Source organism: Flavobacterium sp. (assembly GCF_039930565.1).
In the GTDB taxonomy this organism is placed as follows: domain Bacteria; phylum Bacteroidota; class Bacteroidia; order Flavobacteriales; family Flavobacteriaceae; genus Flavobacterium.
This window is the reverse complement of sequence record NZ_JBDTTP010000016.1, coordinates 51,236-66,378: the sequence shown is the minus strand read 5'-3', so window position 1 is coordinate 66,378 and position 15,143 is coordinate 51,236. Positions and strand designations below refer to the sequence as shown.

Below are 15,143 nucleotides of genomic sequence, written 5' to 3'. Positions count from 1 at the left end.
TTTTGATTATTAACCAAAAAGACCAACTGTTGCATTAAGGTCTTGAATCCACCTATACTCCAGGTTCCTAGCTGTGCAAGCTCAACAGCGCCTCTTAGAGCTGTTTCCGCTTCTTCCTGTCTTTGTCTTGCATAAACTTGTTCTGTCACTTCAACTGCAATACATATTACACCATAAGTTTTTTTATTCTCATCAAATAATGGTTTATAAGTGTAATCATAATATCCAAAGTAAGATTCACCCTTTTTAATAAGTTCAATACGCTGTGCAAAAGCCTCGAAAGTATTACCTGATTTCAGTACCATGCTGTACATTTCAAATAAATTGGTTTTTTTCAATTCAGGAATACTTTCTAAAATAGGTTGACCAATAATATCATGGCTGCGGCCAAATATTTCCAGCATTTTTTCATTCGCTTCCCTCAATATCATATTTTGTCCAATATATAATAGTTTCGCTACCGGAGACTTATAAAATATTTTTCGGATGAACTCTTGATTTTCTTCTAATAATCTGGCTGCTTTTACTTGTTCTGTTACATCAACAGCAACATCCAAAATAGCATATACTTTGCCTTCAGAATCAAACAAAGGCTTATAGGTAAAATCAAAATAGAAAGTAGTAAGTATACCACGGATCATAATATCAGCCTTTGCGGCTTTCTGCTCATGAAGTTTTCCTGTCCTGTAAACCTCTTTTAAAATTTGAGGAAATGGCTGGTTTATTGTCTCAGGAAAAACATCTATCATATTTTTGCCAATCGCTTCAGGTCCACGTCCCCAATAATCCATAATAATTTTATTGGCAATTTCGATGCGCATATCAGGTCCTACATACAAACAGGTTCCTACTGGAGCTTCTTCAATAAGAGTTCTAAACTGCTTTTCACTAGTTTCAATTTTTCTTTTAGCTAAAACCTCCTGGGTTACTTCTATAGCCACTACAAGAACACTTATAATATCCTGGCCCGAATCAAGTTGTGCCTGATAGCTGATGTCAAGATAGATAATATCTTTTTTTCCATGACGGATTAAAGTAACAGGATATTCCTTTGCCGAAAACTTTTCGCCAGTTGCCAAAACCTCTTTTAATTTAATATCACATCCTTGTCCGGCAAGCTCAGGAATTGCTTCAAGCATAGGTCTGCCAATAAGCTGATCTACAGATCTTCCTGCAAAATTGGCGTAAAAAGCGTTGGCCATTTCAAAAACGAGGTTTTCACCAGTAACAATTGCAATACCAACGGGAGAGTTTTCGAAAAAACTAAGCAGTTTTTGGCTGTTTTTTTCTAATAACTGACTCGCAATGGTACTTTCTGTAACATCATAACCCATATTTAGAACAGCATACACTTCGCCATTTTCATCAAATAAAGGAGTGTAAGAATAATTGAAATAATGTGTACTTGTTTTACCATCCTTTACAATATCTGCACGTGAACTTGTGGCATGATATTCTTTTCCTGTTTCAAAAACATTGGTCAGAATTTCAAAATATCCCTGTCCCTCCAATTCAGGTACCGCTTCCCTGTATGGCTTTCCAATAACAGTATTTCCTTTTTTCCAATAGCCAGTCATTACATCATTGGCTAACTTAATAACAAGACCTTCTCGTTCAAAAAGGGCAGTTGCTACGGGAGTGTTTTCTATTACAGCCCTAAGCAGTGTTTCATTTTCCCCAATCTGTTGATGTGCCCGTACTTGTTGAGTAACATCCTGGCACATTAGAATTACTCCTGTTGCCTTGCCATCATCCTCTTTGTAAGGCTGGTAAATTAAATTTAAATAACCTTCTTTTTTTATTTTTTTGCTCGTAATAGAATATTTTTTACTGTATAAATACTGTGATTCTCCAGTACTTATTACATTTTCGATTATCGGACGATATACTTCCTCTGTTTCAGGAATCACTTCAAAAAGATTTTTTTCAATTAAATCGTCAACGCTTAATCCAATTAAATTCGCATAGGCCTCATTGACTACTTTAACTTTTAAGTCAGCTCCAGATAAAACAACAATACCAACAGTGGCCTGACGGGTAAGGTTTAAAAAACGTTTTTCGCTCTCTGCAATCTGTTCCTGGCCTGCAACAAGTGCCTGAATATCCATACAGGAACCCGCATAGCCTCCAAATGTTCCATCTGCAAGATAAAATGGATCGCCGGCTGAATGGCAACTTATAATAGTGCCGTCAGCTTTTTTAAGATGAAACTGTACATCGAAGTGCGAGCGTTCCGCCAAAGAGTACTTAAAAGATTCCATAATAAAATCCCGCTCGTGATCAATAATAGCAGACATCCATCCGTACCCTAATATTTCCTCATTGAACAGACCTGTCCAGTCCATAAGAGTTTTATTAACATAAGTAAGTGCTCCATTCTGTTCCGACAGCCATAATCCTGCAGGAGAACTGTCAGTAACAGTTTTAAATTTTAAATCATTTTCAATTTGGTTTTTGTACAGTGTGTTTTTTGTATCTAAAGATAATTGTAACGCGGCATTACCTTCGTGTAATTGCTGCAACCGAACCACGGCATTAGTTGTTTCAATACAGGTAACAAGTACACCTCCTATATTTCCAAAATCATCCAGTACGGCGCTGTAGCTAAAAGTCCAGTTAACATTCTCAAGTGAGCCGTTTCTATATATAGGAATAAGCTGATTTTCCATCCATGTGGAATCTCCACCTTTCAAAACCTGTTGAATCAGAGGATAGATAACGGGCCATATTTCAGGCCATGTATCTGCACCTTTGGCACCAAGTGCTTCGGGGTGCTTACCTTTATTACCCATACTAGGACGATAAGCATCATTATAAAATTGTATAAGATCTTTTCCCCACCAAAGAAACATAGGAAATTTAGATCTAAGAATGGTACTTATAAGAGTACGAAGACTTTGAGGCCATTGGTCAGGAGAACCAATTGGTGTAGAGAACCAATTATAATTTCTGGTCAACTCTCCCATTTCTCCACCGCCACTCAGAAAATTTAAATTTGGATCAGACAAAGGCATTAGCTTAATAAATAAAAGGTTGTAATAAAGCGATAAGATCTCTAAAATCATTTGGCTTTGTCAGAAAATCTGTGGCGCCCATTGAAAGTGTCATTTCTTTGATAGAACTGCTTGAAGAAGTAGTAAAAATAATAATCGGAATGCGTTTTAAATGCTCCACCTGTTTTATTTGCGCAAGAAATTCATGACCGCTCATAAGTGGCATATTCAGATCAAGGAAGATAGCCTGTGTGGTAATATTTCCCGATTTTAAATCTTCAAGAGCTTTTCTGGCATCTGTAAAAAAATTATATCGAATCGTGGTGGATATTTGATCCAGAGCTGCAAGAAATATCTGCTGATCCTCTTCATCATCATCGATGAGTATAATATTGCTAAACTTCATAAACCAAATATAATAAAAATACTTGTTTTATTCGAATAACATACAGAATGCGGAGTAATATGAAATTAATGCAAAAAATGCAGTAGTAGACCTAAATTGGTGTGAAAATTATAGATAATAAAAAAGGCTGCCATGAGGCAGCCTTTTAGATAAATTAAAAGTTTATTTCTTAATAAAACGTTTGACAGTTCGTTTACCATCCTTATCAAAAACAATCAGATAAACTCCGGTTTTTAGATTCGCAACATCTAAACTATTGTCATTGAATTTTTGTGTAGCAACCAAACCACCAGTACGGCTATCAACAACACTAACATTTCCTCCTGTGATATCTGAAGTAAAGAAAAGCGTATTAGAAACAGGATTTGGATATATATTGAATGCAGCCTCATTACTCACCTCATCAGTAATAATTGATGCAGTTTCAGGTGTACTTGCTGCAGCACCAATTCTGGTAATTCGGAACCAGTTGATGTTCATTCCGGTATTTTGAATGTAAATTCCAAAACTATACGTTCCGGCATTTACACTTACCGTTTGTGTTACAGTTTGCCAGTTTTGCCATCCGCCGGTGTTCGGAATATCAACATTTCCTAAAATAATTGTTCCGCCATTTAAATCAGAAGAAATTCTGGCTCCGGCAACTTCACTCGCAATTCTGTATTCGATTAAATACGAACCTGTTGTTGGAAAATTGATGTTGTTATATGCCATCCAGTCGCCTGTGTCTGTAAAGGCAACATTCAAACCTCCTCCGGTATCTGTTGTCGCTTCGGTTTGAATTCCGTTCATGGCAGCATAATCTTCAGCCTGAATTAAAGTTGAAGTCTGCGCAGTTGTAGTTGAAATTAATTTCCATTGTCCGCAAACCTGTCCGTTATCCTGCCATTGCTGCACATTAGCGCCATTTTCCGTGCTCGCTCCCGCAACTTCTACAATTTTACCGCTGTGTCTGGCGATAATTTTATAAAATCCATCGCCGGCTGCGTACAAAATAAACTGCTGATTGGTTGTTCCGTTATAAGGATACTGCTCTACATTAGTGCCATTATCTTTATTATAACTGTTTACATCTAAAGACTGACCGCTATGACTGGCAATAATTTTATATAATCCGTCACCCAAATGTGTAAATGTAAACTTTTGATTCGTACCTGTATTTGCAGTTCCCTGAGCCACATTGGCACCATTGGATAAACTGGCACTCCAGACATCCATGTTTAAACCGCTGTTTCTGTTTTGCAAAAAGAAAGTCTGATTTCCTAAAGTTGTCACTCCGTTAGCCAGAATTCGAATCGAACTCACCTTATCATTCCACGTTGTATTTAAACACGAATTATCAGAATTAATTACAGTTGAAGTTCCGGTAAAATTATCATCCTGATACAAAATTGCCTGAAATCCCTGTGCAACTTTTAATGAAGAAATATCATCATTTAAAACTCCTAAAGAATTCAAACGCGCCAAATTGTAATCTCCAATCGTTAATCCACCAGAAAAACCCGTGAAGTTACAATCTTTATAAACCGTAATTAAATCTGTGGAAGGAGCGATACTTCCTCCAGGGGGGATTGTTCCTGTAACCGTATAACTTCCGATAGAGCCATAAGCCGAATATCCGCCGTAACCGGCACTTCCGGCACCACTCCCATCAACACCAATAAAGTATTTTCCGGCTGGCAAATTCACATTCATAGAAGCGTTTAAGGCAAACGGATCCGAGTTCCAATACGTTCCCATTTCTGCTCCTGCCGAATTGTACAAGCGAATTAAAAGATGCAGGTTTCCATGTCTCGAAACGGTATTGGCATTGATAGAAACATTACCTCCACCAGTTGTAAAAGTAAAGAAATCATAATCCGCGTCACTTGAAATAATTCCGTTTTTTTGATTGATTGCTCCGCTAGCGTTATAATCTAAAGTGGCTGCAGCAGCAGTTGTATTTCCGTAATCATCTCCTCTGTAACCTACGCCAAATTTGGTACTTGCAATAATCGCAACATCATCTTGTTTGTTGTTGGCGTAATCATATTCGCCTTTACTCCATTGTACAACTGGCCTGTAATATCCTGCACCCATAATTGGTGCCCAGGAAGTATTGTTGATTCCCACGAAATAATCTTCAGCAGGATTCGTACGACCGTCGTGGCCTAAATCGAAAGTATGTCCAACTTCATGCGCAGAGGCATCTCCACCCGATTTACCAGAGGTAATAAATACCCAACATGGTACATCATTGTCCCAATTGAAAGAACCAATATATGCCACACCTCCCGCCCCCGGGGCTGCAGTATTGGTTGGAGTTACCACCACACGCATTCTTCTGTTTCTCGGATACGAGTTAAAGACAGCTTCACTTGTTGTAACATTCACATTAAAAGGCCGGTAGTCTTCAGCTACAACTTCCCAATGTTCCTGCACAGCCGCATCGCTCATTCCAGATGGAGCTGCATTGATTGCGTTCCCGTTGTTCCAAAGATTTCCTGCCGGCATATTATAACCGTCAAAATCCAAATAGACACAACCTGCCGCTCCCGGTAAACTTTGCAAATTCAATAAGGCCTCAGCAATTTGAGCTGCTGCTGTTTTATTAGTTGCTTGACTTTTTTCCGGAACATTTTCATAATTCACGCAAATCAGCGTATTAATATCTACTTTTGATACAAAAGCATTTCCGTTTGCATCTGAGTAATATTTGTAGGCTTCTTTTGTTTTCTTCAGAATAATGTGTCCTTCCAGCGATTTGTCCATCACTTTAATGTAAAAAGATGATTCTGCAACATTCTTAATTTCTCCAATCAAAAACTCACTTGAAGCATCTGATTTTTTGTAATTGATTTTTCCATTGAAGCTTTTTGCATTATCAACTTCAAGCAAAACGGTTTTGTCTGTACTTTTTGAAGTAACAGTACTTACCAGTTCTTTCTTTAAATTATTCATAAATGTTTTACTCGTACCTAAAGAGGTCTGTGCAATCGCAAAGCTGCTAAAAGCAAGAATCAAGAGTAAACTTAACCGTAATCTGTAATTGTTTTTCATATTAATTTGGGGTTTGGGGTTACAGTTTATAAAAAAGTACTAATCATCCTTGTTCAAAACAAAGATGAAATAGTATTTTTTGAAAAGATTATTTTTTAATAAAACGTCTCACCGTTTTTATTCCGTCTTTTTCTACCAAAATCAAATAAATTCCTGTTTTTAAACTACTTACATCAATGCTGTTGTTATTGGCTTTTTGAGAAGAAATAGTTCCACCATCCTGAGAGTTTATAATACTCACATTAGCTCCGGTAAGATCTGCTGTAAAGAAAAGTTCGTTTTCTGTTGGACTTGGATAAATGGTTAAACTTTCAATTTTTTCTGTTGAAGCAGATTTTGCAGCCAGAGCAGATGCTGATTTCGTAATTCGGAGCCAGTTTAAATTCACACCCGTATTCTGAATATAAATTCCGAAATTGTACGTTCCGGCGTTTACATTTACGGTTTGAGATACGGTTTGCCAGTTTTGCCATCCTCCTGTATTTGGAATATTTACCGAACCTAATTGAATGGCTCCTGCACTTAAATCTGAAGAAATGATTGCTCCATTCACACCACTGGCAACTCTGTACTCAATTAAATAAGAACCGGATGTTGGAAAGTTAATATTGCTATAAGATATCCAATCACCAGTATCCGCATAACCTACATTTAATCCACCACTATTATCTGTGGTTGCTTCGGTTTGGATTCCGCTCATGCTGGTATAACTCTCCGCTTCAATCAATACCGAAGACGAATTTGTTACCGCTCTAACTCGTACAGAAGTAGCAACATCATTGAAATTATTAGCAACTAAACATGTATTATCTGAAGTAATTGTGGCAGAAGTGCCGGCAAAATTATCATTTGCATAAAGCACTACTTCATACCCACTTTGTACTTTAAGTGATGAAATATCATTATCTAAAATTCCTTTTGCCTGTAAATTAGCTAACGTATAATTACCAGCTGGTAAACTAACAGCATATCCGCCATAATTACAATCTTTATACACTGTAGCAACACCAGTTTGTTGCGGTGCATCATAAAAGGTTTGTCCTGCCAGATTTCTTCTTTTTAATCCTTGTGCTTTATAATTGGCAACCAAAGTATTAATCTGAGCCAGATCTACTGCGGTATTTTTATAATACAAAACCCAGTCGGTCATAAAAGTATTTTCTCTGTTAACAGTTCCGTTTCCTAATACATTATTCCAAATCCAATTGGCGAATGCTATCTGCATGGTACTTCGCGGATAAACCGAAAGGCCTGCCTGAGTTTCATTATCCGTAACCGAATGGGTTGCAATAAGCGTGTTATCCATATAATATCGGATATTCACACCATCTGTGCAGGTAGCGATAAAAGTATGCCATCCGGCTAATGATTTTTGTTGTGTGGAATAGGTTTTCCAGGGCTTCCACGGATCTGCAATATATTTGTGATACGAAGTCGTATAACCAACCCTGTTATCTGGAGAAACACCCCACTTATCAGCAGCCATATATTCTATGATATCCAGTTCACTGTATTTTGAACCATCCTGAGCAAGAGCAGAACTTACAATCGTAAAAAAGGTCTGTATATTGGCATCTTTACTTGCAAAAGATTCATCTGATAAATAAACTCTTGAGGCATAAGTGCCTTCAAAATATTCATACGAACTTTCTATTCTCGAATGTGTTACCGCTTTTGACTGACCATTAACAGTTGTTTTCAATGTCATCAACTTATTTGATGCATCATTTGGATCTGTTATAAAAGCCACATTATTTCTGCTATAGTTCGCTCCTTCAGGTGGTCCGCTCACGCCATTAACAATTTGCCATTTGTTAAATGATGTCAATTGTGGATCTGTATTACCTGAATAATTAAAATCATCAAACATGATAACCTGAGCATGGGAACTCAAGCCAAACAAAATAAATGTCAATAAGAGTAGTTTTGAGTTAATTAAAACTATTATGTATTTCTTCATGGTACTTTATTTTTTAATAAAACGTCTTACTGTTTTGATTCCGTCTTTTTCTACCAAAATCAAATAGACTCCAGTTTTTAAACCTGAAACATCAATACTGTTATTGCTCGCTTTTTGTAGAGAAACAGTAGCACCGCTCTCATTTATAACACTCACGTTTGCTCCAGAAACTTCTGCATTAAAGAAAAGTGTGTTTTCTGTAGGATTTGGATAAATACTCAAACTTGGGATTTCTGTTACAACTGCAGTTTTCGAAGAAACTTCTTTTGCTGTTAAAGCAGAAGCAGATTTTGTAATTCTGATCCAGTTTAAATTCACTCCTGTATTTTGAATGAACAATCCAAAATTATAAGTTCCAGCATTCACATTTACCGTGTGAGATATTGTCTGCCAATTTTGCCATCCTCCAGTATTAGGCACATCAAGTGACCCTAACTGAATTGTTCCCGCACTCAAATCAGAAGATATTTTAGCTCCTGTTACGGCACTTGCAACTCTGTATTCAATAGTATAAGAACCCGAAGTTGGAAAATTGATGTTATTATACGCCATCCAGTCCCCTGTATCGGCATAGCCAACATTAGAACCTCCTCCTGTATCTGTAGTAGCTTCTACCTGAATTCCACTCATAGTTGAATAACTTTCGGCCTGAATTAAAACAGATGTTTGAGAAGTCGTTACCGGAACCAGCTTCCATTGCCCGCAGGTTTGGTTGTTGTTATCCCATTGCTGTACGTTAGCGCCATTGGCTGTGCTTGCTCCAGCAACCTCTACAATTCTGCCGCTGTGTCTGGCAACAATTTTATAAAATCCGTCTCCAGTTGAAACCAATACAAATTGTTGATTTACTGTACCATTGTATGGATATTGTTCTACATTGGCACCGTTAGCTTTGTTAAAATTATTTACATCTAAAGATTGACCGCTATGATTTGCAATGATTTTGTATAACCCGTCGCCTAAATGTGTAAGCGTAAATTTCTGATTGTTTGTTGTATTAACCGTTCCTTGTGCTATATTGGCTCCATTTGCTAAACTGGCATTCCAAACATCCATGTTAAGTCCGCTGTTTCTGTTCTGCAGGTAGAATGTCTGATTTCCCAGAGTTGTTGTTCCGTTTGCAATAATTCGAATAGAAGTCACTTTATCATTCCAGGTTGCATTTAAGCAAGAATTATCAGCATTAATCACAGTTGAAGCGCCTCCAAAATTATCATCCTGATATAAAATCGCCTGAAAACCCTGCGCAATTTTAAGAGAAGAAATAGCGTCATCCTGAATTCCCAATGTTTTTAAACGTGCCAGATTATAATCTCCGATAGTTAATCCTCCTGAAAAACCAGTATAATTACAATCTTTATAAGCCGTAATTACATCTGTCGAAGGACTGACTGATGGTGGATTAGCTCCTTTTTGATAAACTCTGACATATTCTACCTGCATTTGCGCAGGAAAACCATTATTGTCAATATTTGACCCTGGCCAGTCTCCACCCACAGCTAAATTCAATAAAATAAAAAAGTTATTATGAAGCTCATCCGTGCTGTTCACATTACCAGCTATATTGACCTCATGAAATTTGGCTCCGTCAATAAACCACTTAATACTATTTTCATCCCACTCAACACTATAAGTATGAAAAGCAGTAATGTTTGTACTAGTATTTCCACCATATGAAGCGTGTCCGTTAGCATCCCAATGAATAGTCCCTACAACTTCTCCACCTGTGTTTACGTGTTCCATTATGTCAATTTCGCCACATTTTGGCCAACCAACAGAACTAATATTATCTCCTAACATCCAAAAGGCAGGCCAAATACCTTGAAAAGAAGGCATGGCTATACTCGCTTCAATTTTTCCATATTTCCACGATTTTTTCCCTTGGGTCTTTAATCTTGCAGAAGTATAATTAGATCCTCCAAAAGCTTCTCTTTTAGCTGTTATAATTAATTTACCATTTGAAACCGTGGCATTTTCCTGACGGTAATACTGCAGTTCATTATTTCCCCAGCCTCCATTTCCTGTTTCAAAAACCCAATCAGAGCTAATACCATTGTTAAATTCATCTTGCCAGACAATCTGCCAATCTTGAGAATAGCCCATTGTTAAATAAAAGAGGAGACTTATAGTTAATATTAATTTTTGCTTTTTTTTCATAATTTCGTTTTATAACAGATTTTTCATTAACTATCCAGTCTCATATAACTGTTAAAAACAACAGTAAGAAGACTGAATAGTTTCTATTTTTTTAGAATAAAATGAATGAACTCTGTTTGTGAATTTATTTTTTGATAAAACGTCTTACTGTTTTGATTCCGTCTTTTTCTACCAAAATCAAATAAATTCCTGCTTTTAAACCTGAGACATCAACACTATTATTGTTGGCTTTTTGTGACGAAACCGTAGCACCATCCTGAGAATTTATAATACTTACGTTGGCTCCTGAAACCTCAGCAGTAAAGAAAAGTTCATTTTCTGTTGGACTTGGATAAACAGTAAGGCTTTCTATTTTTTCTGCCGGAGCTGATTTAGCAGTTAAAGCCGACGCTGATTTTGTGATTCGGAACCAGTTCAAATTCACACCTGAATTTTGAATATATATCCCGAAGTTATACGTTCCGGCATTTACATTTACGGTTTGAGAAACTGTTTGCCAATTTTGCCATCCTCCGGTGTTGGGTACATTAACAGCACCTAACTGAATGGTTCCTGCATTTAAATCGGATGATAATTTAGCCCCTGAAACAGCACTTGCCACTCTGTATTCAATTATATAATTTCCTGAAGTTGGAAAATTGATATTGAAATACGCCATCCAATCTCCTGTATCTGCGTAACCTACATTCAATCCTCCTCCGGTATCTGTTGTACTTTCAGTCTGAATACCACTCATAGAAGAGAAATTTTCTGCCTGAATTAAAGTTCCGCCTGTTACTGGTGGCTGGCTCCCGGTAATAACCTGATTGATTGCCGTTAATAAAGATTTAGAACCAACAGCATCCTGAGATAATTCCCAAATCATGACTCCTCCGGCATTTTGAATAGCAAAAGTTGTTTTTGCTTTGATAGTTGGTATTCCGTTATAATAAATAGTATTTCCAACCTGATCCTGATTTTCAGAACCTGGATATTGTGCTATAATATTTGCATAAGAAATTCCCTGATTGGCTGCAGCTCCAAAACCATACCCGTAAAATGGTAATCCAATGATGGCTTTGCTTGCCGGTAAACCTCTTCCTGTCCAGTAGTTAAACTGGTTAACCGCCATACTGTAAGGTGAATGAGGTCCTGGATTTGCTGTGTTCCACGGACCAGTTGCATCATATGCCATGATATTAATCCAGTCATAAGCTGCAAAAGTAGAAGATGGTACATTAGCACCCCCATACCCTTCTGAAAGTGCTGCCGTAATTTGTTTTCCACCTGAATGTAATTTATTTGCCAAAGCAATTACAAATCCACCGTAATCACCATTGATAGCCGGTCCTTCTAAATCAACATCCACTCCATCAAAATTATGTGCAACAACATAATCGTAAATTTTTTGAATAAATGCTGTTCTGTTTCCAGAAGTAATCAGATTGAAATAATTATCCCTAATAGCACCTCCTTCAGAAATTGAACCTCCTCCAAGCGAGACAAACACTTTTACATTTTGTGCATGTGCAGCATTAATGATGGAATTAGAACCTGTATTAAAAGTAAGATATCCGTTGGCATCCGGATTTTCGAAAGCGATATTAATGTGGGTTAATTTACTGTATTGAATGGTAGTTGAAAAGGAATTCAGATCAATCCAGTTTGGAATATAAGCTATTACTTTTTTTTGGGCCATTGATAAATTGACAATACCCACAACGAAAATTAAGATCCATCTTAACCGGATCGCTTTGTAATTGTTTTTCATGGTAACTTTTTTAATAGATTAATAAATTTGTAAACTTTGGGGAGAAATTAAAAGCCTCAAACAATTCTAATTTTGATCAGAATGTCCGAGGCTTTGTTTATTTAAACTATTTTTTAATGAAACGCTTTATCGTTTTTTGTCCGTCTTTTTCCAAAACAATCAGATAAACACCAGTCCTTAGACGTGAAACATCTATGCTGTTGTTATTGGTTTTTTGAGAAGAAACTGAAACTCCTGTCTGTGCATCAACAATACTCACGTTTCCGGAAACCTCAGTTGTAAAGAAAAGTGTACTCTCAACCGGATTTGGATAAATATTTAATGGAGTTTCAACTACTGTTTCTTCTGTAATTTGAGTTGAAGCCGATTTTGCACTTGAAGCAGCACCTACTCTCGTTATTTTAATCCAATTAATATTCATTCCCGTATTCTGAATATAGATTCCGAAATTATACGTTCCTGCATTTACATTAACGGTTTGGGAAACGGTCTGCCAATTTTGCCATCCTCCGGTATTAGGTACATCTACATTTCCTAAAATAATTGTTCCGCCATTCAGATCAGAAGACAATTTACCGCCTGCAACTGCACTGGCTATTCTGTATTCGATTAAATAAGAACCTGTTGTTGGGAAATTTACACTATTATAAGCCAACCAATCTCCGGTTTCTGTGTAACCCACATTTGAACCTCCTCCGGTATCTGTAGTAGCTTCTACCTGAATTCCGTTCATTGCCGAATAATCTTCAGCCTGAATTAAAACAGATGTTTGCGAAGTAGTTACAGGAACTAGTTTCCATTGTGCACAAATCTGTCCGTTATCCTGCCATTGCTGTACATTGGCACCATTAATAGTACTTGCACCTGCAACTTCTACTAATTTACCACTATGTCTGGCAACAATTTTATAAAATCCGTCGCCTGCAGCAACTAATATAAACTGTTGATTTGTAGTTGCATTATATGGATATTGCTCAACATTGGCACCATTATCCTTATTAAAATTATTTACATCTAATGACTGTCCGCTATGGCTGGCAACAATTTTGTATAATCCATCACCTAAATGTGTAAAAGTAAATTTCTGGTTGGCGTTTGAATTTGCTGTACCCTGAGCAACATTGGCTCCATTAGATAAACTGGCACTCCAAACGTCCATGTTTAAATTACTGTTTCTGTTTTGTAGAAAGAAAGTCTGGTTTCCTAAAGTCGTAACTCCATTAGGTAAAATTCTAACAGAAGTTACTTTATCATTCCACGTTGTATTCAAACAGGAATTATCAGAAGTAATCGTTGTTGAAGCTCCTGTAAAGTTATCGTCCTGATACAAAATCGCTTTAAAACCCTGTGCCACTTTAAGTGAAGAAATGTCATCATTCAAAACTCCCAAAGTATTCAGGCGAGCCAGGTTGTAATCTCCAATAGTCAATCCACCAGAAAAACCGGTATAATTACAATCTTTATAAACCGTAATCAAATCAGTTGTAGCGGGAACTGAGGGAACCGTTCCTGCATAACCACCAAAAGCAGCAATTACTTTGGTTGGCTGTGGCGTGTGAAGTGATGGCGACTGATCCGCTACGTCATCATAAGCAAATCCGTAGGCAAGATTATCAACACTTATTCCTGGTAAATGCCAGAATTTTGAGTAATGATTGGTTGGATTTACCTGATAAAATTTTGTTGCATCGTACCAATTTTGCTGGCCCGGATTAGAAGTTGTAGTATTTACAACGTGTCTGTTGATTGCAGCAGTTAGTTGTGCCTGAATCACAAGATCCAGATCTCCATCAACCAGTCTTCTGTCCAGAACACCTTTTCCTTCAAGTGCTTCCTGAGTCGAAGGTCGATTTTGAACTCTTCCTGTACGACCGGTAAAACCTCCTGATTGTCCCACCATTTCAAGTTGTTCTCCAATAACTCTTCCTTTAAAAACACCTGCATCTCCTGCATAAAATATCAAATCTTCATTTTTATATTTGTTCCAAATGGCATCAATATAAGATTTTAGGTAATTCGCCTGAGATCCTACAGAAGTTCCTCCTGTTCCATCAGCGAAAGCGGGCGTTTTAGATGGTGCAGTGATTTCTCCTGTCGCATCGTTCACACAACCCTGAAATTCAGACGGCACATTAGCTTTAAAAGCAGCCACAATATCAGCGTGTTTTTTTAATTCTCCTACCCTTTTTTGATATCCATTGGCTCCAAATAACTCGAGCCCCATTGGATATTTATACGAATCTACTCTTGATGGGTTTCCAAAAAAACCATATTGATTGTTAGTCAATTCGATGATTTCATATAAAATTCCCTGATTTGGATCTGTAACATTCAAAGGATTTGGTGATGTATATCCTGAAGGAGCGCCACTGGCACCAAAAAAGTAGAAATAAAGTTGTTGCCCTTTGGCGATAAAAACCCTGCATCCCGCAATTTGAGGTAATGTAAAAGTCTTGTTTGGAATCTCGCTCAACTTGGTAAAACAATTGGCATATTTTGAGTTTTGTCCCGGTCCGGTATTGCCTCCAATTGTAGGTCCGGTAACAGTATTATAAGAAGAACTCATTGGTAAAACCTGACTCGTTTTAGCATTGACCCAAACGTGATTTCCAGTTGTATAATCTATACCCACGATAGCTACATACAATTCGTTATCATTAAATGTAGACGTGTTATTTATTGTAAAAGGTATTGGGCCCTGCCCGAACATTAGGTTTGAAAACACCAAAAGCAGTGCTGTCAGAAGAGAAATTCTTGTAAGTTTAATTTTATTCATATCTAGATAATTTTGGGGTTACGCAAATAGATTCTAAGTCATTCGAAATGAACATATTTATC

7 protein-coding genes are annotated in these 15,143 nt (G+C 37.2%); all 7 read right to left on the bottom strand.

Annotated elements, in window-relative coordinates; translation table 11 throughout:
* Positions 1-3,065, bottom strand: a 3,065-nt coding sequence (locus ABI657_RS06365; RefSeq protein ID WP_348096406.1) for a PAS domain-containing protein, incomplete at its 3' end; no start/stop codon positions are given.
* On the bottom strand, positions 3,019-3,399 hold the full coding sequence (locus tag ABI657_RS06360) for a response regulator (RefSeq protein ID WP_348096405.1): 381 nt from the start codon (positions 3,397-3,399) through the stop codon (positions 3,019-3,021). The genes ABI657_RS06360 and ABI657_RS06365, both read right to left, overlap by 47 nt.
* A gap of 162 nt (positions 3,400-3,561) precedes the next feature.
* Positions 3,562-6,438, bottom strand: coding sequence for an RICIN domain-containing protein (locus ABI657_RS06355; RefSeq protein ID WP_348096404.1), 2,877 nt, complete (start codon positions 6,436-6,438; stop codon positions 3,562-3,564).
* 88 nt (positions 6,439-6,526) lie between these two features.
* Entirely contained in the window at positions 6,527-8,398 is a 1,872-nt protein-coding gene (locus tag ABI657_RS06350; protein ID WP_348096403.1) for a carbohydrate-binding protein, read from the bottom strand.
* A gap of 6 nt (positions 8,399-8,404) precedes the next feature.
* Positions 8,405-10,555, bottom strand: a complete 2,151-nt coding sequence (locus ABI657_RS06345) for an RICIN domain-containing protein (protein WP_348096402.1) — start codon at positions 10,553-10,555, stop codon at positions 8,405-8,407.
* Between the two features lie 124 nt (positions 10,556-10,679).
* Positions 10,680-12,305 carry a glycosyl hydrolase family 18 protein gene (locus tag ABI657_RS06340; RefSeq protein ID WP_348096401.1) on the bottom strand — a complete coding sequence of 542 codons (1,626 nt, stop codon included), beginning with the start codon at positions 12,303-12,305 and terminating at the stop codon, positions 10,680-10,682.
* Between the two features lie 106 nt (positions 12,306-12,411).
* A complete protein-coding gene (locus ABI657_RS06335) occupies positions 12,412-15,081 on the bottom strand; it encodes a beta-1,3-glucanase family protein (protein ID WP_348096400.1) in 2,670 nt (889 codons plus the stop codon).
* Positions 15,082-15,143: the final 62 nt, after the last annotated feature.

What these genes read in the sequence shown, in the direction of transcription:
- ABI657_RS06345 (WP_348096402.1), bottom strand. Translation starts at nt 10,555, where the DNA reads ATGAAAAAAAAGCAAAAATTAATATTAACTATAAGTCTCCTCTTTTAT.
- ABI657_RS06360 (WP_348096405.1), bottom strand. Translation starts at nt 3,399, where the DNA reads ATGAAGTTTAGCAATATTATACTCATCGATGATGATGAAGAGGATCAG.
- ABI657_RS06340 (WP_348096401.1), bottom strand. Translation starts at nt 12,305, where the DNA reads ATGAAAAACAATTACAAAGCGATCCGGTTAAGATGGATCTTAATTTTC.
- ABI657_RS06355 (WP_348096404.1), bottom strand. Translation starts at nt 6,438, where the DNA reads ATGAAAAACAATTACAGATTACGGTTAAGTTTACTCTTGATTCTTGCT.
- ABI657_RS06350 (WP_348096403.1), bottom strand. Translation starts at nt 8,398, where the DNA reads ATGAAGAAATACATAATAGTTTTAATTAACTCAAAACTACTCTTATTG.
- ABI657_RS06335 (WP_348096400.1), bottom strand. Translation starts at nt 15,081, where the DNA reads ATGAATAAAATTAAACTTACAAGAATTTCTCTTCTGACAGCACTGCTT.